At 74.4% G+C, this 17,480-nt stretch carries 19 protein-coding genes; 13 read left to right on the top strand and 6 right to left on the bottom strand.

The features are described 5' to 3' along the window. Positions 1-6 precede the first annotated feature (6 nt). Entirely contained in the window at positions 7-1,461 is a 1,455-nt protein-coding gene (locus Q1V71_RS13055; protein ID WP_367280145.1) for a SulP family inorganic anion transporter, read from the top strand. A 28-nt stretch (positions 1,462-1,489) separates the two neighbouring features. Here Q1V71_RS13055 and Q1V71_RS13050 read toward each other — a convergent pair whose 3' ends face one another. The 4 genes from Q1V71_RS13050 to Q1V71_RS13035 all read right to left on the bottom strand — a co-directional run bounded on the left by Q1V71_RS13050 (position 1,490) and on the right by Q1V71_RS13035 (position 5,929). Further along, complete coding sequence (locus Q1V71_RS13050) at positions 1,490-2,254, bottom strand: pirin-like bicupin family protein (protein ID WP_300644255.1); 765 nt, start codon at positions 2,252-2,254, stop codon at positions 1,490-1,492. Between the two features lie 92 nt (positions 2,255-2,346). Beyond that, entirely contained in the window at positions 2,347-2,751 is a 405-nt protein-coding gene (locus Q1V71_RS13045) for a response regulator transcription factor (RefSeq protein WP_300644254.1), read from the bottom strand. After that, complete coding sequence (locus Q1V71_RS13040; protein WP_300644253.1) at positions 2,748-3,800, bottom strand: response regulator transcription factor; 1,053 nt, start codon at positions 3,798-3,800, stop codon at positions 2,748-2,750. The genes Q1V71_RS13045 and Q1V71_RS13040 overlap by 4 nt, the downstream gene beginning before the upstream one ends. Continuing rightward, entirely contained in the window at positions 3,797-5,929 is a 2,133-nt protein-coding gene (locus Q1V71_RS13035) for an ATP-binding protein (protein WP_300644252.1), read from the bottom strand. The genes Q1V71_RS13040 and Q1V71_RS13035 overlap by 4 nt, the downstream gene beginning before the upstream one ends. Before the next feature lie 279 nt (positions 5,930-6,208). Here Q1V71_RS13035 and Q1V71_RS13030 point away from each other — a divergent pair, with 279 nt between their 5' ends. The 3 genes from Q1V71_RS13030 to Q1V71_RS13025 all read left to right on the top strand — a co-directional run bounded on the left by Q1V71_RS13030 (position 6,209) and on the right by Q1V71_RS13025 (position 8,177). Next, positions 6,209-6,580: a hypothetical protein gene (locus tag Q1V71_RS13030; RefSeq protein ID WP_300644251.1), complete on the top strand. Its 372-nt coding sequence runs from the start codon at positions 6,209-6,211 to the stop codon at positions 6,578-6,580. Positions 6,581-6,702: 122 nt separating this feature from the next. Further along, the gene (locus tag Q1V71_RS20065) at positions 6,703-7,437 is read left to right on the top strand and encodes a hypothetical protein (RefSeq protein ID WP_367280146.1); all 735 of its coding nucleotides are present in this window, start codon (positions 6,703-6,705) and stop codon (positions 7,435-7,437) included. After that, the gene (locus Q1V71_RS13025; protein ID WP_367280144.1) at positions 7,350-8,177 is read left to right on the top strand and encodes an ABC transporter substrate-binding protein; all 828 of its coding nucleotides are present in this window, start codon (positions 7,350-7,352) and stop codon (positions 8,175-8,177) included. The genes Q1V71_RS20065 and Q1V71_RS13025 overlap by 88 nt, the downstream gene beginning before the upstream one ends. Before the next feature lie 112 nt (positions 8,178-8,289). Here Q1V71_RS13025 and Q1V71_RS13020 read toward each other — a convergent pair whose 3' ends face one another. Next, complete coding sequence (locus tag Q1V71_RS13020) at positions 8,290-9,390, bottom strand: NADH:flavin oxidoreductase (RefSeq protein ID WP_300644249.1); 1,101 nt, start codon at positions 9,388-9,390, stop codon at positions 8,290-8,292. 69 nt (positions 9,391-9,459) lie between these two features. On the opposite strand from Q1V71_RS13020, the gene Q1V71_RS13015 reads away from it, so the two are divergent. The 9 genes from Q1V71_RS13015 (at position 9,460) to Q1V71_RS12975 (ending at position 16,679) form a co-directional block, all read left to right on the top strand. Then, positions 9,460-10,632, top strand: coding sequence for a glycosyltransferase family 1 protein (locus Q1V71_RS13015; RefSeq protein ID WP_300644248.1), 1,173 nt, complete (start codon positions 9,460-9,462; stop codon positions 10,630-10,632). Between the two features lie 5 nt (positions 10,633-10,637). Further along, positions 10,638-11,702: a glycosyltransferase gene (locus Q1V71_RS13010; RefSeq protein WP_300644247.1), complete on the top strand. Its 1,065-nt coding sequence runs from the start codon at positions 10,638-10,640 to the stop codon at positions 11,700-11,702. Beyond that, the gene (locus Q1V71_RS13005) at positions 11,699-12,697 is read left to right on the top strand and encodes a glycosyltransferase (RefSeq protein ID WP_300644246.1); all 999 of its coding nucleotides are present in this window, start codon (positions 11,699-11,701) and stop codon (positions 12,695-12,697) included. Before Q1V71_RS13010 ends, Q1V71_RS13005 begins: the two co-directional genes overlap by 4 nt. Continuing rightward, positions 12,694-13,533 carry a glycosyltransferase family 2 protein gene (locus Q1V71_RS13000; RefSeq protein ID WP_300644245.1) on the top strand — a complete coding sequence of 280 codons (840 nt, stop codon included), beginning with the start codon at positions 12,694-12,696 and terminating at the stop codon, positions 13,531-13,533. The genes Q1V71_RS13005 and Q1V71_RS13000 overlap by 4 nt, the downstream gene beginning before the upstream one ends. A 47-nt stretch (positions 13,534-13,580) precedes the next feature. Then, on the top strand, positions 13,581-14,060 hold the full coding sequence (locus tag Q1V71_RS12995; protein ID WP_300644244.1) for an SRPBCC family protein: 480 nt from the start codon (positions 13,581-13,583) through the stop codon (positions 14,058-14,060). Further along, positions 14,057-14,908, top strand: a complete 852-nt coding sequence (locus Q1V71_RS12990) for an SDR family oxidoreductase (RefSeq protein ID WP_300644243.1) — start codon at positions 14,057-14,059, stop codon at positions 14,906-14,908. The genes Q1V71_RS12995 and Q1V71_RS12990 overlap by 4 nt, the downstream gene beginning before the upstream one ends. A 297-nt stretch (positions 14,909-15,205) precedes the next feature. Continuing rightward, positions 15,206-15,421: a hypothetical protein gene (locus Q1V71_RS12985; RefSeq protein ID WP_300644242.1), complete on the top strand. Its 216-nt coding sequence runs from the start codon at positions 15,206-15,208 to the stop codon at positions 15,419-15,421. Then, the gene (locus Q1V71_RS12980) at positions 15,418-16,410 is read left to right on the top strand and encodes an iron-containing redox enzyme family protein (protein WP_300644241.1); all 993 of its coding nucleotides are present in this window, start codon (positions 15,418-15,420) and stop codon (positions 16,408-16,410) included. Before Q1V71_RS12985 ends, Q1V71_RS12980 begins: the two co-directional genes overlap by 4 nt. Further along, positions 16,407-16,679 carry a CDGSH iron-sulfur domain-containing protein gene (locus Q1V71_RS12975; protein WP_300644240.1) on the top strand — a complete coding sequence of 91 codons (273 nt, stop codon included), beginning with the start codon at positions 16,407-16,409 and terminating at the stop codon, positions 16,677-16,679. Before Q1V71_RS12980 ends, Q1V71_RS12975 begins: the two co-directional genes overlap by 4 nt. Before the next feature lie 386 nt (positions 16,680-17,065). On the opposite strand, the gene Q1V71_RS12970 is transcribed toward Q1V71_RS12975, so the two are convergent. After that, positions 17,066-17,443: a VOC family protein gene (locus tag Q1V71_RS12970; RefSeq protein WP_300644239.1), complete on the bottom strand. Its 378-nt coding sequence runs from the start codon at positions 17,441-17,443 to the stop codon at positions 17,066-17,068. Positions 17,444-17,480 lie beyond the last annotated feature (37 nt).

The raw sequence follows: 17,480 nt of genomic DNA, 5'->3' as shown, positions 1-17,480 counted from the left end.
GGTGCGCTGCGGCGCCCCGCGGTGCTGCGCCGTGAGGTCGTCGCCGGCCTCGTCGTCGCGCTGGCCCTCATCCCCGAGGCGATCTCGTTCTCGATCATCGCCGGCGTCGACCCGCGCGTCGGGCTCTTCGCCTCGTTCACGATGGCGGTCTCGATCGCCTTCCTGGGTGGTCGCCCCGCGATGATCTCGGCCGCGACCGGCGCCGTCGCGTTGGTGATCGCCCCGGTGATGCGGGACCACGGCCTGGAGTACCTGCTCGCCACCGTCGTCCTCGGCGGCCTCATCCAGGTCGCCCTGGGCCTGGCGGGGGTGGCCAGGATGATGCGCTTCATCCCGCGCTCGGTCATGGTCGGCTTCGTCAACGCCCTGGCCATCCTGATCTTCCTGGCCCAGCTGCCCTACCTCGTCGACGTGCCGTTCCTGGTCTACCCGATGGTCGCCGTCGGCATCCTGGTCATGGTCTGGCTGCCGCGCATCACCACCGCCGTTCCGGGCCCGCTCGTCGCGATCGTCGTGCTCACCGGTGCGGCGCTGCTCGCCGGCTGGGAGCTGCCCGACGTCGGTGACGAGGGCGACCTGCCCGACACCCTGCCGTTCCTGCTGCTGCCCGACGTGCCGCTCACGCTCGAGACGCTGCAGATCATCGCCCCCTACGCCCTGGCGATGGCGCTGGTGGGCCTCCTGGAGTCGCTGCTCACCGCCAAGCTCGTCGACGACATCACCGACACCCACTCCGACAAGACCCGCGAGGCGTGGGGCCAGGGCGGCGCCAACATCATCACCGGATTCTTCGGCGGCATGGGCGGCTGCGCGATGATCGGCCAGACGATGATCAACGTGAAGGTCTCCGGAGCCCGCACGAGGATCTCGACCTTCTCCGCCGGTGTCCTGCTCCTGGTGCTCGTCGTCGGCTTCGGCGACGTCGTGGCCCGCATCCCGATGGCCGCCCTGGTCGCCGTGATGATCATGGTCGCGGTCGGCACCTTCGACTGGCACTCGGTCGCCCCCGCCACGCTGCGCCGGATGCCCAGGTCGGAGACCACGGTCATGGTCTCGACCGTCGTGGTCGTCGTGGCCACCCACAACCTCGCCATCGGCGTGGCCGTCGGCGTGCTGGTCGCCATGACCCTCTTCGCCCGCCGGGTCGCCCACCTCGCCACCACCCACCGCGAGCTGGTCGAGGACGCCGACGGCGAGGTCCACGCCCGCTACACCGTGACCGGCGAGCTCTTCTTCGCCTCGTCCAACGACCTCTACACCCAGTTCGAGTACGCCGAGGACCCCGAGCGCGTGGTCATCGACCTCTCCGCATCCCACGTGTGGGACGCCTCGACGGTCGCCTCGCTCGACGCGATCGTCACCAAGTACGAGCGCAAGGGCAAGAGCGTGGAGATCCGCGGGCTCGACGAGCACAGCACCCACATGCACGACCGGCTCACCGGGCAGCTCTCCGGGCACTGAGCCCGGACCTCGGCGTCGCCGTCGGAGGTCAGGCGGCGATGCCCGCGTGCATCTCCCAGACCAGCACCTCGGCCGCCTCGGTCGCGGTGACCCGCTGGCCGCCGGTCGCCGTGAACCGCACCGCGTCGCCGGTGGCGAGCGGACCGGCGCCCTCGAGGACGACCGAGCCGACCGGCACGAACAGGTGGAGGTACGGCGCGTCCGGCAGCTCCACGCTCTGTCCCGGCTGGAGCCGGGCGACGTGCAGCGCGGCGTACCGGTTGCGGATGCGGATCGCGGAGACGTCACGGTGCTTGGCCATGCCGGAGGCGACCGGGACCAGGCCGCCCGAGAGCAGCTCGTCGGCGACCTCGAGCTGCTCGTAGCCGGGGTCGATCCCGGGCTCGTCGGGCACGACCCACATCTGCACGAAGTGCACCCGGTCCTCGTGCCGCTCGCCCTGGAGGCGCCAGGCGTCGTTCTTCTCCGAGTGCAGGATGCCGGTGCCGGCGCTCATCCGCTGGGCCAGGCCGGGGTAGATGACGCCGTTGTGGCCCTGGGAGTCCTGGTGGACCAGCGAGCCGCGCAGCACCCAGGTCACGATCTCCATGTCCCGGTGCGGGTGGGTGTCGAAGCCGGTGCCGGGGTCCACGACGTCGTCGTTGTTGACCAGCAGCAGCCCGTGGTGGGTGTTGCGCGGGTCGTGGTGGCGGCCGAAGGAGAAGGAGTGCTTGGAGTCCAGCCACCCGAACTGCGAGGAGAACCGGTCCTCCGCTCGGCGGACGTCGATCTCGGGGGTGAGCTGGATGGTCATCGGTGCTCCTGGGGTGGCCGTGCGGCTGTCACTCACCTCAAGGTAGATGACCGTTCAATTGTTCCCCGGCGGGGCGCGGTCGGCCCAGGGGCTCAGGCGGGCTCAGTGGTCGGTGCCGCGGGCGGCGCGTGCGCCGGGCGCTGGGCCAGCTCCAGCACCTGGGCGACCAGCTCCATGATCTTGAACGGCTTGGGCACGAAGACGTCGGCGCCCGCGCGCAGCGCGGTGGCCCGGTCCTCCGCTCCGGCGTACGCCGTCAGCAGCATGGTCCGGGCCGGGTGGCCGCCGGCCCGCAGCTCGGCCAGGACGTCGAGCCCGTTGCGGTCCCCGGGCAGGGCGAGGTCGAGGACCACGACGTCGATGTCGCGGCGCTCGGCGAGCGCCAGCGCCTCCTCGCCGTCGCCCGCACTCAGCACCTCGTCCACGGCGGTGCTGAGCAGCGTGGTGACCAGGTCACGGATGTCGGGGTCGTCCTCGACGATGAGCACGGTGGTCATCCGGTGTCCTCCTGCGGGGAGTGGGTCGGGCCCGGGTCGGGCTCTGCGGTCGTCGTCGTCGTGACCAGGCGGTCGGCGAGCTCGCGGATGCGGACGGTGAGGGCGGGCAGCCGCTGCAGCGCCGACTCCCGGGCCGCCGCGGAGACCCCGGCCTGGGCGCCCTCGGCACCGACCATGAACGTGGCGACCTCGAGCGCGGTGAGGGCGTTGTGCAGGTCGTGGGCGGCCCGCTCGGCCTCGGTGCGCCGGGCGCCGCCTCCGACGGCGGTCGCGGCGTGCGGGGCGGGACCGGCCGCGGAGGCGGCGGACCCGCTCGGGGCGGCGAGGGTGGTCGCGACAGGCGTGTGGGGGACCTGCCAGCGGTAGCCCACGCCCGCCTCGGTCCGCAGCGGGGTGCTGCCCTCGGCGTCGGCGAGCTTGCTGCGCAAGGAGCGGATGTGGACGCGCAGCGACTCGACGGTCTCCGCGCCGTGGCGGTCCGACCAGCCGGCGTCGATGAGCGCGCGGTGGCTGACCACGAGGCCGGCGCGTGCCACCAGGGCGTCCAGCAGCCGCCACTCGATGGGGGTCAGGTGGACCGGGCGGCCCTCGACGGTGACGGTCCGCGCCACCCGGTCGACGGTCACGGCTCCGTGCACGGTGACGCTCGAGGAGCGCAGCTCGGGCCGGCGGGCCAGGGCCCGCAGCCGGGCCTCGAGCTCGGCCAGCCGGAACGGCTTGCCCAGGAAGTCGTCGGCGCCGGCGTCCAGCGCCTCGACCCGCCGCGCGGGGTCCGTGGAGCCGGTCAGCACCAGCACGGGCACCGCGGACTGGTCGCGGATCTCGCCGAGCAGCTCCAGACCGTCGGCGTCAGGGAGGCCGAGGTCCACCACGACCACGTCGGGGTCGGTCTCGCGAGCCAGCTCCCGCCCGGTGGCTGCGGTGCGAGCCAGCCGCACCCGGTGGCCCAGCGACTCCAGCGCCGAGGAGAGGGCGTCCCCGAGGAGCTGGTCGTCGTCGACGACCAGCACGCGGACCGAGGTCGGCTCGAGGGGGGTGGTCGTCGTCATGCCTGCTCCCCGAGCCGGACGCCGTCACGGCGTACGTCGTCCGGTGCCTCGCCCGACGGCTCCGCCGGGGCCTGGGCCGGGACGGGCGCGACCGGGAGGCGGATCTCGAACGTCGAGCCCGCGCCCTCGTGGGGGACGTACCGCACCGACCCGCCGTGCGCCTGCGCGATCAGCTCCACGATCGGCAGCCCGAGGCCGGTGCCCGGGATGGCCATGTCGGTGACGGTACGTGCTCGGAAGAAGCGTTCGAAGAGATGATCCCGGTCGCTCTCGCTCACGCCGAGCCCGGTGTCGGAGACCGACCAGACCAGGCAGTCCCCGTCGTGGCGCGAGGTGACACGCACGGCCCCGCCCTCGGGCGTGAACTTGACGGCGTTGCTGACCAGGTTGAACAGGGCCCGCTCGAGCTCGTCGACGTCTCCGAGCACGGCGGCGTCCGCGGCCCGGTCGTCGTAGGTCACGTCGAGGTCGCGTCCCTCCGCGAGGTCGACGGCCTGGTGGACCACGAGCTCCACCACGTCGCCGGTCCGCACCGCGACGTGGCGGGTGGCCGCGCGCGACTCCACCGCCGTCAACGTCAGCAGGTCCTCCACCAGCATCAGCAGCCGGCGCCCGCTGCGGTGCAGCCGGTCCACGACCCGCTCCTGGTCCTCGGTGAGGGGGCCGGGGATGTGCGCGGCCAGCAGCTGGGTGTTGCCGAGGATGGTCGTGAGCGGGGTGCGCAGCTCGTGGCTGACCGCGGAGACGAAGTCGTTCTCCATCCGGCTGACCCGTTCCAGCTCGGCCACGGAGGCCTGCTCCCGGGCCAGGGCGTCGCGCAGCCGCTGCTTGACCTCGAGCCGGTCGGTGACGTCGGCGGCGACGGCGAGGTAGCCCTCGAGCTCGCCGGCGGGGGAGCGGACCTCGGTGACGTTGACCGAGACCACCAGGGTGGAGCCGTCCTTGCGGCGCCAGGTGCGGTCGGCCTTCATCGCGCCGGCGCTGATGACGGGTGCGACGAGCAGGTCGGGGTCGGGGCCGGCTACGCCCATGAGGGCGCCGCACGTGCTGGGCCCCCCGTCCTCGAGGTAGACCTCGGCGGGGTGGAGGCCGACGACCTCGCTCGCCGACCAGCCGAGCATCCGCTCCGCACCGACGTTGAAGAACTGGATGGCGCAGTCGCGGTCGGTGCCAATGATCGCGCTCTCGGTGGTCGAGGAGAGCACCGACTCCGCGGTGGTCAGCGCCGAGGTCCGCTGCTCGACGAGGACCACCAGCGGGATCGTCACCAGGAACAGGATGGCGAGGTACAGCTGGGCCAGGGTGCTGGCGGGGCCGTCGGTCAGTGCGGCCTGCAGGGCCAGCGGCCCGCGCCCCTGGGCCGTCGCGGCGGTGGTGACGAAGCCGACCGCGAGCATGAGCGCCGCGACCTCGCGCCGCGGGAGCAGCAGGGAGGCCAGGACCATGGCGGGCAGCGGCACGAAGGCGCTGGCGGCCACGGTGTCGCCTGCCATGAAGGCGACCGCGAACACGGCGAGGGTCGCCGCGGCGGCTGCCGCACGCACCAGCGGGGGGCGGTCGAACGCCCCGAAGCGGGCACGCTCGTCGCCGGCCAGGGAGAGCACCAGCGGCAGGATGAGCAGCTGCGAGGTCAGGTGGACGGCCACCAGGTGCCACGCGGAGTCGGTCAGCGAGCCGCCCATGAAGACCGCCACGGTCATGCTGCCGATCACGGCGATGACGACGGCACCCGCGAGGGCGGCCAGGACCAGGCGCAGGAAGTCGGCTCCGCCGCGGAGCACCGGACGGCCGCGGTGGGCGCCCAGCACCACAGCAGCCGTGAGGGCCTCCAGGGCGTTGGCCACCCCGAAGAGCCCGGAGACCGCGACCGTGCGTCCCCCGAGGAAGTTGGAGAGCGCCGTGGTCAGGACCAGCCCCACGAACAGCGGTGCCCACCGGCGTACCGGGCTGAAGACCAGGAGCGCCGTCCCGAGCCCGGCCGCCGGCCACCACGAGGACAGCGCGGACCCGGGCGGTCTCAACGCCACGGCGCTCGTGCTCGCCAGGACGATCGCCACGAAGGCGAGTGGGACCAGCACGACCGGGGTGCGCAGACGGGGCAGCGCGTCCCCCCACGGTGTCCTGGTCACGGACCCAGGGTGGCGGCATCGCGGTGGCGCCGGGGTGGGTTCACGTGATCTTCACCGAGAAGGCCCGGTCGGGGACCTTGGTCCTACCGCCCGGCCGCAGAGAACGAAATGCGTGGAAAGAGTGACGCGCAACTGCGGAAAAGGACCGGAAAACGGTTGCGAAGATCGTGTGAAGATCCGTCCACACACCTTGGACGCGGCGACGCTCCGGCCGAAGGTGGGGAGGTCCGACCGGGACGCACCACCCCGCTGCCCCGGCGCCGCAACCCAGGAGCAGGCATGCAGATCGTCGACGTCCCCGCCGGGACCCACCATCTGGACCGTGCCACCCACGTGCGGGTCGACCACGCCCGCCTCGACGGGGCGGCACCGCTGGACGCCGGCCAGGTGCTGGTGGTGCGCGACCGCGACGGAGGGCTGCGCTTCGCCGCGGTGGACCGGCTGGAGTTCTCGGCGACGGAGACGACCTACCTCGTCCAGCTCGGCCACCGGACCGACGCCGCGACCGTGGGCCGGCTCGCCGGGACGGTCGTGCCCCTCCCGCGGCGGGTCGACCGGGAGCCGTCCCGCCTCGAGGTCGCCGACGTGGTCGCGGCGCTGCGGACCCTGGCTGCCGAGCCGGAGCGCCTGCTGGCCCCGGGCCACCGCTGAGCCGGCGGGCCCGCCGGGCCCGGTCATTCCCGCCGGGCCCGTCCTGCCGTGCCCGGCGTGACCCGTGCGCTCGTCGCTCGTCGGGTGAGCACCGTCACAGACGGTCATCCCCCGTCCCCTTCGTGCTCCCGGAGGCCCTGGTGCGCTACGTCGTGCTGTCCCTCGCGCTCGCCCTCGCCGCGCTCACCTCGGCGTGCGGCTCCCGGATCGCCCCCGAGCAGATGCTCTCCGCGCAGGGCGGCGTGGCCGGTGGTCGCGCAGCCGCCGGCGGCGACCCGCTCGTCCCCGGCTCCGACCCGGGTGGTCTCGGCGGCACGTCGGGCAGCGGCGCCGGTGGCACCACCTCCACCGCGGGAGGTACGACGGGTGGCGCAGGCAGCACCGGCGCCGGTGGCTCCGCGGGCGTACCCACGGGCGCGGCAGGGGAGGGCGACGCGACGGGCGGGGCCCGGGCCGGCTCGTGCGACGGCTTCGAGAACCAGACCGGGATCACCGACGACGAGATCGTCCTGGCCAACTCCTCCGACGTCAGCGGCCCGGTGCCGGGACTCTTCGAGTCCGCGCGGCTCGGCACCGCGGCGTACCTCGCGTTCTTCAACAGCCAGTCCGACATCTGCGGGCGCAGGCTGACCATGCTGGAGCTGGACAGCAAGACCGACTCCGCTGCCGACCAGGCCGCCTACCTCCGGGCCTGCGCCGAGTCCTTGCCGCGGTCGGGTCGGTCTCGATCTTCGACTCGGGCGGTGCGCGGACCACCGAGGAGTGCGGCCTGCCCGACCTGCGGGTCAGCATCCTCACCAACGAGCGCTACGACTGCGCGACCTGCTTCGCCGCGCAGGCCCTGGAGCCCGGTGTGATCACTGACGCGGCCTACCAGTTCTACGCCGAGCAGGACAAGCAGGCGACCCAGTCCGCGGCCTTCCTCTACCTCAACCTCGGCGGGTCCCCGGCGCTCGCGCGCAGCTTCGCCGACGCGGCGGAGTCGGCCGGCTTCGGCGTCAAGATCTACAAGGGCATCGAGTCCTCGGAGTTCAACTACGCGCCCTTCGTGCAGGAGCTCAAGGACGAGGGCATCACGTTCGTCTCCTTCACCGGCGCCACCCAGCAGGCGGTCCGGCTGGCCGACGCGATGGCCCAGCAGGGGTACAAGCCCGACCAGTTCGTGGTGACCCAGACCCAGTACGGACCCGAGCTCGCCGCGCAGGGCGGCGCCAACGTCGACGGTGCGCTGGCCCCGGTCCCGCACCCGGCCTTCACGGGCGACAACCAGCAGGTCGCGCTCTACACCCAGTGGCTGCAGCGGGTGAAGCCCGGTGCCTCGCCGACGACCTTCGGCCTGTTCGCGTGGTCGGCGACCCGGCTCTTCGTCGAGCAGGCCGTGGCCCTCGGCGGCACGCTGACCCGCGAGAGCCTGGTCGAGTCGTTGCGCGGGGTGCAGAAGTGGACCGCCGGCGGACTGCACTCGGAGATGAACGTCGGCGGCAAGCAGTCCTTCACCTGCTCCACCGTCGTCCAGCTCCAGCGCGGGGAGTGGCGCCAGATCTCCGGCGACGGCTACGACTGCGGGAAGCTCGTGCGCACCTCGGTCGCACGCTGACCCGACACGCAGGCCGGGCGTCCCGCTCCGACGCACCGGTCCGTCTCCCCGGGGGTTGCCCCCCAGCCCTCGGGGAGCCGGTCCTGTGCGTCGGAGCGGCCGTGACCGTGGCTCAGGCGACCAGGTCGTCCCAGCCCGCGGCGAGGTAGTCCAGGAACCGCTCGCCCACCGACTCCGCGCGCAGCTCGTCGCGGGTGACCGGACGCTCGCGGACCCGGAAGGCCGGGTCGGCCAGGGCACGGGTCGCGAAGTCGTGGTGCAGGATCGCGCCGACCCCGACGGTCACGAAGTCCGCGCCCTGCTCCAGGCACCACTGGGCGTCCTCGGTGGAGACCACGCCGCCGGCCACTCCGAGCCGGGTCGCGCCGCGCGGCAGGTCGGTGAAGTGCTCGATCAACAGGCCGTCGGCACCGCCGCGCGGGCGCATCCGCACGTCCCACAGGGACAGGTCGAGGTGGTCCAGCAGCCCCGAGGCCAGGAGGGTCCGCGTGGTCTCGACGCCCTCCTCGAGCGGGATGCCGAAGCCCTCGGGGGTCAGCCGCAGCCCCAGCTGGAAGTCGGGCCCGGTCGCCGCGCGCACGCCCTCGAGCACCTCGGTGAGGGCTCGTTGCCGGTCGGCCAGCGACCCGCCGTACCCGTCGGCGCGGTGGTTGTGCCGGCCGTCGAGGAACTGGCCCAGCAGGTAGCCGTGGGCGCCGTGCAGCTGGACCCCGTCGAAGCCGGCGCGCTCGGCGAGCACGGCCGCGGCCACGAAGTCCTCGACCATCCGGTGCACGTCGTCGGTCGTCATCGCGACCGCGTCCTTCTCCGGGGCGTCCCAGGGGCACTGGTTGGGCCCGCCGTGCAGCGCGGCGTCGGCCCGCTGGCCGCCGTGGTGCAGCTGCACCGAGGACGTCGCGCCGCTGGCCCGCAGCGCCTCGGCGAGCCGGGCCAGACCGGGCAGGTGCGCCTCGGAGGCGATGCCCAGCTGGCCGCCCCACGCCTGGCCGGCCGGGGCGGCGTACGCCGCCGCGGTCATCACCAGGCCGAAGCCGCCGCGCCCGCGCGCGGCCAGCCACTCGTGCTCGTCGTTGGTGAGCGTGCCGTCGGGGTTGCTCTGGGTGTTGGTCAGCGGGGCCAGCGCGAAGCGGTTGCGCCACGCCGGGCCGTGCTCGAGGGCGAGGGTGTCGGCCAGGGTCGGGACGGGGGACCGGTCGGTGCTCGATGTGGTCACGGGCGCCATCCTCGACCACCACCCCAAGAGGCGAGGGCTGCGGGTCCGGGCCCGGGGCACCTCCACTGCGTGTCGACGCCCACCCCCGCCGCGACCCCCGCGCACCCCACCGACCCGCCCGCGGGGCTCCGCGTCCCGGCGCCCCGCCGCACCGCTGCCGAGCCGCTCCGGATCGCCTCGGTGCCCGCCGGCCACGTCTACGTCCGCCACCTCTCGCGGGAGGTCGGCCCGGCCCCACACCGCCTGCCCGACCCCGAGCCGCCGGGCGCGAACCGGTACGCCGGCGCGGCGTGGTGGCCGCCGGTGATGCTGGACCCGGCGTGGGTCCGCGAGGCCGACATCGACCTCATGCACGTGCACTTCGGCTTCGACGGGTGCGAGCCCGAGACGCTGCGCGAGGTCGTGCGGACCCTTCACGGCCGCGGCATACCGCTCGTGCTGACCGTCCACGACCTGCGCAACCCCCACCACGAGGACCGCTCGACCCACGACGCGCAGCTCGACGTGCTCGTCCCGGCCGCCGACGCCTTGCTGACGCTCACCCCGGGTGCGGCTGCCGAGGTCCGCCGGCGGTGGGGTCGGGAGGCGACCGTGGTGCCGCACCCGCACGTCGTGCCGTTCCGCACGATGGCCGTGGCCCAGGACTGCCGGGCCCGTCGCCGGGTCGGGGACGTGCGCGTCGGCCTGCACGTGAAGAGCCTGCGCGCGTCGATGGACCCCGCCGCGGTGCTGCCGGTGCTCGCCCGCACGGTCGCGGAGCTGCCGGGCGCCGTGCTGCAGGTCAACGGGCACCGCGAGCTGCTCGACGCCGACGGTGCGCACCACGACGCCGACCTCGCCGCCCTGCTGCGGGCCGAGTCCGCCGCGGGCCGGATCGACCTGCGCGTCCACGACTTCCTCGGCGACGACGCCTTCTTCGCCTACCTCGGCTCGCTGGACGTCTCGGTGCTGCCCTACCGCTTCGGCACGCACTCCGGCTGGTTGGAGGCCTGCCGGGACCTCGGGACCACGGTCGTGGCGCCCACGTGCGGGTACTTCGCCGAGCAGGGCCCGGTGCTCACCTACGGCCACGACGAGGACGGGCTGGACCCCGGCTCCCTCGCCGACGCCGTGCGCACGGCCGTCCTGGAGCGCCCGGTGCTGGGGGCGACCATCGACGAGCGCCGGGCCCAGCGCTCGCTCGTCGCCGACGTCCACGACGAGGTGTACGCCGCCGCGATCGCCGCCCGACAGGCCGGCTGAGGCCGGTGCGCGTCTGCCTCGTCGCCTCCAGCCGCTACCCCGTGCGGGAGCCCTTCGCCGGCGGACTGGAGTCGTTGACCCACCAGCTGGCCCGGTTGCTCGCCGCGCGTGGTCACGACGTGACGCTCTTCGCGGCCGGCTGCGACCCGCACCTGCCGGTCCGGCACCTGCGGCCGGACCCGTTCGTGCCGACACCCATGTCGATGCGGGACGTCAACGCCCCGTCGCTGGAATGGATGAGCGAGCACCACGCGTACCTCGACCTGATGCTGGGGCTGGCCCGCGACGGTGCCGAGCGCTTCGACGTCGTGCACAACCACAGCCTCCACCACCTGCCGGTGGCCATGGCGGGTGCCGTCCCGGTCCCCGTCCTGACCACCCTCCACACGCCGCCGCTGCCGTGGATCGAGTCCGCGGCAGCGGTGGCCCCCGGAGCCTCGTCGTGGACCGCGGTCAGCCGCGCGACGGCCGACGCCTGGTCGGGCACCCTCACGGCGACGCCGGTGCTCAACGGTGTCGACGTGCACGCCTGGCGACCGGGCCCGGGGGGCGGCCCGGTCGTCTGGACCGGCCGGTTGGTGCCGGAGAAGGCGCCGCACCTGGCCGTCGAAGCTGCGCGGGCCGCCGGACGGGAGATCGTGCTGGCCGGACCGGTGCAGGATGCGACGTACGTCGCCGAGGAGCTGGCCCCCCGGCTGGGTCCGGACGCCCGGCTGCTCGGGCACCTCGACCACGCTTCGCTGGCCGGCCTGCTCGCCCGGGCCAGCGTGGCGCTGGTGACGCCGGTGTGGGAGGAGCCCTACGGCCTCGTCGCGGCCGAGGCGATGGCCTGCGGCACACCGGTCGCGGCCTTCGACCGGGGTGCGCTGCGCGAGGTCGTCGTGCCGGGCACCGGGGCGCTGGCGCCCGCCGACGACGTGGCGGCGCTGGCCGGCGCGATCGAGGTCGCGTCCCGCTGCGACCGCGGCGAGGTGCGCGCCCACGCCGAGCGGTCGCTGTCGGCCGAGCGGATGGTCCGCGAGTACGAGGCGGTCTACGCCGGGCTGGTGCCCCAGGAGCGCGCCGCGTGAGCCGGACCGGCGGCCTGGGTTGGTACGTGCACCACCACGGCCGTGGCCACCTGCACCGTGCCCTCGCTGTCGCCCGGGAGCTGGAGGAACCCGTGACCGGGCTGTCGTCGTTGCCGCGTCCCGACGGCTGGGCGGGGGACTGGGTGCACCTCGCGCCCGACGACCCGCCGTCGACAGCGGGGGACCCGACCGCAAGGGGGAGGCTGCACTGGGTGCCGCCGCACCACCCGGGCCTCGCGCGGCGCTCCCACCAGCTCTCCACGTGGTTGGACGCGGCCCGGCCGCGCGCGGTGGTCGTGGACGTCTCGGTCGAGGTGACCCTCCTGGTGCGCCTGCACGGCGTCCCCGTCGTCGGGGTCGTGCTGCCCGGCCGGCGCGACGACGCCGCGCACCGGTTGGCGCTCGACGTCTCCGACGTCCTGGTCGGCGCCTGGCCGGAGGAGGCGACCGTCGCGATGCTGCCGGGCCTGCCCACGGAGGTCCACGAGCGCGTCCACGCGGTCGGCGCGCTCTCGCGGCACCCCGTCGCACAGCGGTCACCGCACGCCCGGACCGTCACGTTCCTCGGCGGTGCCGGTGGCCACGACCTCGCCCCCGAGGCCCTCGAGGACCTCCTGTCCCGCGCCCGCGTCTCCACCCCGACGTGGAGCTGGGAGGTCGCCGGCCCCGGGCGCTGGCACGACGACGTGGCCGGCCTGCTCGAGCGCTCCGCGGTGGTGGTCACCCACGCCGGGCAGAACGCCCTCGCCGAGGTCGCAGCCGCCCGCCGCCCCGCCGTGGTGGTGCCCCAGGCCAGGCCACACGAGGAGCAGCTGACCTCCGCGGCCGCGCTCGCCGCGGGCGACTGGCCGGTCACGGTGCTGCCCGCACTGCCCGAGGAGGGCTGGCCCGACCTGCTCGAGCGCACCGCCGGCCGGGACGGCGCGGGCTGGAGCCGCTGGGTCGACGGTGGCGCGGCCGGCCGGTTCGCGGGCCTGTTGCGGGACGTCGGATGAGCGGCGCGCCCCGGGTCGCCGTGGTGACGACGGCCCACGGTCGGCACGAGCACCTGCGTCGGCAGCGGCGCTCGCTCGCCGCCGGCGCACGTCCTCCCGACCTGCACCTGGTGGTCGCCATGGACGACCCCGACCTGGCCCGGGTGGTCGCCGAGGAGCCGTTGCCGACGCTGGTCGTCACCGTCGACAGCGACGGACGTGGCCTCCCGCTGGCGCGGGCCCGCAACACCGGCATGGCCCGGGCCGCCGCCGAGGGCTGCGACGTGCTCGTCGGGCTCGACGTCGACTGCCTCGCCGGACCCCACCTGGTCACGGGGTACGCCGACGCCGTCCGCGCCGACCCCCGCACCGTCTGGTCGGGGCCGGTCACCTACCTGCCCGCCGGGGTCCTGCCGCTCGACGCGGAGGCGATGGTCGCGCTCGACGCGCCCCACCCGGCGCGCCCCGCTCCCGCCGCCGGTGAGCGCTCCGCGGGCGGCGACCCGGACCTCTTCTGGTCCCTGTCGTACGCCGTCTCCGCGTCCGCGTGGCGCGAGCTCGGCGGCTACCACGAGGAGTACGTCGGCTACGGCTGCGAGGACACCGACCTGGGGCGCACCGTGGTGGCCCGGGGGCTCGGTCTGGGATGGACCGGCGACGCCCGGGCCTACCACCAGCACCACCCGGTCAGTGACCCGCCGGTCGAGCACCTCGGCGCCCTGCTGCGCAACGCCCGGACCTTCCACGGCCGCTGGGGTGAGTGGCCGGCGCGCGGCTGGTTCGAGGCGTTCGAGGCGCTCGGGCTGGTCCGCCGGGTGGGTGAGGGCTGGGAGGCCGTCACCCGGGCACCGGTCTGAGCACACCGGCCCGCCCAGGGTCACGTCGCGAGAGAGGAACCGTGCCCATGGCCCACGTCGAGCGCACGCTCACCACCACGACCGACATCCACACGGTGTGGGACTACCTCACCGACTTCCGCACCACGGAGGAGTGGGACCCGCCGACCGTGAGCACCGAGCGGACCTCGGGTGACGGCGGGGTCGGCACGACATACCACAACGTGTCCTCCTTCCTCGGTTCGCAGAGCGAGGTCGACTACGTCGTCACCGCCGTGGAGCCGCTGGAGCGCTTCGAGCTCCGCGGCGACGCCGGGAAGTCGATGGACCTGCACGACACCATCACCTTCGAGCGGCTGCCCGAGGGCGGGACCCGGGTGACCTACCGCGCCGAGTTCCGCGCCCACGGCGCGGCCAAGCTCGCCGAGCCGCTGCTCCCGCCGGGGCTGAAGATCCTCGGCGACAAGGTGGCGGCGAGCATGCAGGAGCGGCTCGACGCCCTCGGTGCCGCCGCCACGGCTGCTGACGGCTCCGGGGTCCAGTCATGAGCGAGGAGGCGCTGCGCCCGCCGCAGACCCAGGACCCGCCGGGGCTCCAGTCGCGCATGGACCCCCGGCCCGACTGCGGCGAGTCGTCCTACCGCGGCCACGACCGGCTGGCCGGCAAGGTCGCCCTCATCACCGGCGGTGACAGCGGCATCGGCCGCGCGGTCGCGATCGCCTACGCCCGCGAGGGCGCCGACGTGCTCGTCTCCTACCTCGACGAGCACGAGGACGCCGAGGACGTCGCGCGGTACGTCGAGGCGGCCGGTCGCCGCGTCGTGCTGGCCCCCGGCGACGTGTCCGACCCCGCGCACTGCCGCGAGCTGGTGCGCCGCTGCGTCGAGGAGCTCGGCGCCCTGGACGTGCTGGTGGTCAACGCGGCGTACCAGATGACGCGCGAGTCCCTCCAGGACGTGCCGGACGAGGAGTGGGACCGCACGATCGGCACGAACCTCTCGGCGATGTTCCACCTCTGCAAGGCCGCCGAGCCGCACCTGCGCCCGGGGGCCTCGGTGATCGGCAGCTCGTCGGTGAACTCCGACAGCCCCAACCCCACCCTGGCGCCGTACGCCGCCACGAAGGCCGCGATCGCCAACCTCTGCGCGAGCCTGGCCCAGCTGTGGGGCGAGCGCGGGATCCGGGTCAACAGCGTGGCGCCCGGACCGGTGTGGACGCCGCTGATCCCCTCGACGATGCCGGCCGAGATGGTCGCGGAGTTCGGGGCGAACACCCCGCTTGGCCGGGCCGGGGAGCCCGTCGAGCTGGCGCCGGTGTACGTCCTGCTCGCCTCCGACGAGGCCAGCTACGTCTCCGGTGCCCGGGTCGCCGTCACCGGCGGTCGCCCGGTCCTCTGACGGCGCACCCGTCGGTGGTCGAGGTGCGAGGTGCGCCGGCGACGAGCCTCGAGACCTCGTGAGGGAAGGACGCCCCGGCACGCATCGGCACCGGCTGCCCGCGGGATCGGCTGCGTGAGTTCTCCGGCGGGCTGCCGGTGCCAGACGGACGGTGCCCAGTGGCGGGCGGACCAGACTCGCCCGGACGGGTGTCCAGTCGCGGGCGGCCTCACTCATCGGGGTGGAGCTGCCACAGCCGGGTGCCGGTCATCCCTCGGGGTGGGACTGCCCCGAGCGAACCGGGGCACCTCGTCGAGCATGACCCGCCTGCTGGACCGCCTCGAGCACGCACTCGAGCGCACCTCCCTCCGCACGACCGCCGGGCGTCACCGGCGTGACAGCTCGCCCCGCATCGCCGTCGCGCGGCTGATCGCGCCTGCACCTCGCACCACTCCCGATGCCACCACGTCCGCGCGCCCCGCCGGTTTCACCGACTGCCGCGGGGAGTGGCACGCCTGGGAGGACGCCTCGTGAGGGGCGCCCCGCCGCTGCCGACGCCACGCGGGGAGCTGTCCGAGGCCCTCGTCGCCGCCCTGGGCGGCCGCGGCGTGACGCGCTGCCTGGAGCCGGACTCCGCCGCGGACGAGGCGCTCTCGCTGTGGATCCTCTACGAGCTGCACCACCGGGGCTTCGAGGGCGTCGACGACGCCCTGGAGTGGGATCCCGCGCTGCTCGTGTGTCGGGCCCACCTCGAGCACGACCTCGAGGCGCGCTGGCGCCGCCGCGCCCGTGCGGTGGTCACGCCCGCGCAGCAGCGGTGCGAGGCGGGCGAGGAGCTCGCCCCCGTCTTCTTCGACCTCTGCGAGACCGACACAGGCGGTGGGTCGATCGCCTCGTTCCTGCAGCGCGAGGCCGACCTCGACCAGGCGCTGGCGGTGCTGCGGCAGCGCTCGATCTACCACGTGCGCGAGCAGGACCCCTCGATGTGGACCCTGCCCCGGCTCGACGACGAGACCAAGGCGCACCTGGTGGCGATCGCCGCCGACGAGTACGGCAACGGCGACCCCACGCGCCTGCACGCCCGCATGTGGCGGCGGGGGGTGGAGGCGTGCGGCCTCGACGGCGGCTACGCGGCGTACGTCGACCAGGCGCTGCCCGAGGTGCTGGAGCAGGTCAACCTGATGTCGATGCTGGGGCTGCACCGGCGGCTGGTGCCGGCGGCGCTGGGTCACCTGGCGGCCTTCGAGGTGACCAGCGCGGTGCCGTCGCGCCGGGTCGCGCGCGGGCTGGAGCGCGTGGGTGCGCCGGAGGAGATGGTCGACTACTACCGCGAGCACATGGTGGCCGACGCGGTGCACGAGCAGCTGGCCGTGCGCCGGATGCTCGGCTCGCTGGTCGCGCACGACCCCGACACGCTTCCCGACGTGCTGTGGGGCGGCGCGGTCTGCCTGCTCGCCGAGCAGGCCACCGCCACCGCCGTGCTCGCCCACGTCGGTGCCGAGCAGGAGTCGGCGGTCGCATGAGCAGCCGGACCGGACGAGCGACCGACGAGCGCGAGGTCATGCTGTGCGCCGACGGCCCGATCCTGCTGCCGGGCCCGGTCACCGTCGAGGACGAGGACGGCGTCAAGCACCACTCCGAGCGGCCGGTCGTCGCGGTCTGCCGCTGCGGCGCCACCGGCAGCGCGCCGTGGTGCGACGGCTCGCACAAGCTCGTACGCCGCGACGCCGGCCCCCGCGCCGTCCCGCGCCCCCGGCGCAGCGGCTCCGAACGGCCGCTCGAGGACTACTGACCCCGCTTCTCCAGGGCCGGTCCGGGTTCGGCGGTTGAGGAGGCGCGCCAGCGCCGTGGGTTCGGCGGTTGAGGAGGCGCGCCAGCGCCGTCTCGAAACCCCGTACGCCGACAAGCAGCCTGTGGACAATCTTTGCCGCAGCCCGGTCATGCCGCGATCAGGTGCGCGGGGGGTCATCGCCCAGGACGTCGTCAAAGAACGGACCGAAGTGCTCAACTGACGCCCGCCCGCACGCCCGCCCGCCTGGCCACGCGCTCGGCGCGGCGGTCCCGACGACTTCGGTACGCCTTGTGACGAGCATCCGCTGATGCCGCGTCGTGCGCCGGTCAGCGGGTAGCTGGTGGGTTGCACCTGGTCACCAGGCCAGGAGGGTGTCGGTAGTCGGCTCAGTCCGCGGGCGCGGCAGGCGTGAGCACGCAGAACTCGTTGCCCTCGGGGTCGGCGAGCACGGCCCAGCCCTTGTCACCCTTGCGCAGGTCGTCGACGAGCGAGGCGCCGAGGCCGAGGACGCGCTCGACCTCCTTGTCGCGGGACCGGTCGGTGGGGCGCAGGCACATGTGCATGCGGTTCTTGACCGTCTTGGGCTCCGGCACCCGGATGAAGATGATCTCCCGGCCCCCGGGGCCGACCAGCCAGCACTCGTCGTCGTCCGGACCGAGCTCGACGTCGGGGAGGCGGAAGTCCTCCAGCACCTGGGCCCACCACCTCACCTGGGCCAGCGGGTCGGCGGAGTCGATGCAGAAGTTCGCGGTGCGGGAGGCCATGCGCGTGATCCTCACGGACCCGGCACGCTCGCCGCAC

The organism is Nocardioides sp. (genome assembly GCF_030149505.1).
In the GTDB taxonomy this organism is placed as follows: Bacteria; Actinomycetota; Actinomycetes; order Propionibacteriales; family Nocardioidaceae; genus Nocardioides.
This window is presented reverse-complemented; position numbering and strand designations above follow the sequence as displayed.

Bases quoted from the DNA above. Each gene is read 5' to 3' on its own strand.
- Q1V71_RS12970 (WP_300644239.1), bottom strand. From the start codon at position 17,443: ATGGCCTCCCGCACCGCGAACTTCTGCATCGACTCCGCCGACCCGCTG.
- Q1V71_RS13050 (WP_300644255.1), bottom strand. From the start codon at position 2,254: ATGACCATCCAGCTCACCCCCGAGATCGACGTCCGCCGAGCGGAGGAC.
- Q1V71_RS13030 (WP_300644251.1), top strand. From the start codon at position 6,209: ATGCAGATCGTCGACGTCCCCGCCGGGACCCACCATCTGGACCGTGCC.
- Q1V71_RS13000 (WP_300644245.1), top strand. From the start codon at position 12,694: ATGAGCGGCGCGCCCCGGGTCGCCGTGGTGACGACGGCCCACGGTCGG.
- Q1V71_RS12995 (WP_300644244.1), top strand. From the start codon at position 13,581: ATGGCCCACGTCGAGCGCACGCTCACCACCACGACCGACATCCACACG.
- Q1V71_RS12990 (WP_300644243.1), top strand. From the start codon at position 14,057: ATGAGCGAGGAGGCGCTGCGCCCGCCGCAGACCCAGGACCCGCCGGGG.
- Q1V71_RS12985 (WP_300644242.1), top strand. From the start codon at position 15,206: ATGACCCGCCTGCTGGACCGCCTCGAGCACGCACTCGAGCGCACCTCC.
- Q1V71_RS13040 (WP_300644253.1), bottom strand. From the start codon at position 3,800: ATGACGACGACCACCCCCCTCGAGCCGACCTCGGTCCGCGTGCTGGTC.
- Q1V71_RS13045 (WP_300644254.1), bottom strand. From the start codon at position 2,751: ATGACCACCGTGCTCATCGTCGAGGACGACCCCGACATCCGTGACCTG.
- Q1V71_RS12975 (WP_300644240.1), top strand. From the start codon at position 16,407: ATGAGCAGCCGGACCGGACGAGCGACCGACGAGCGCGAGGTCATGCTG.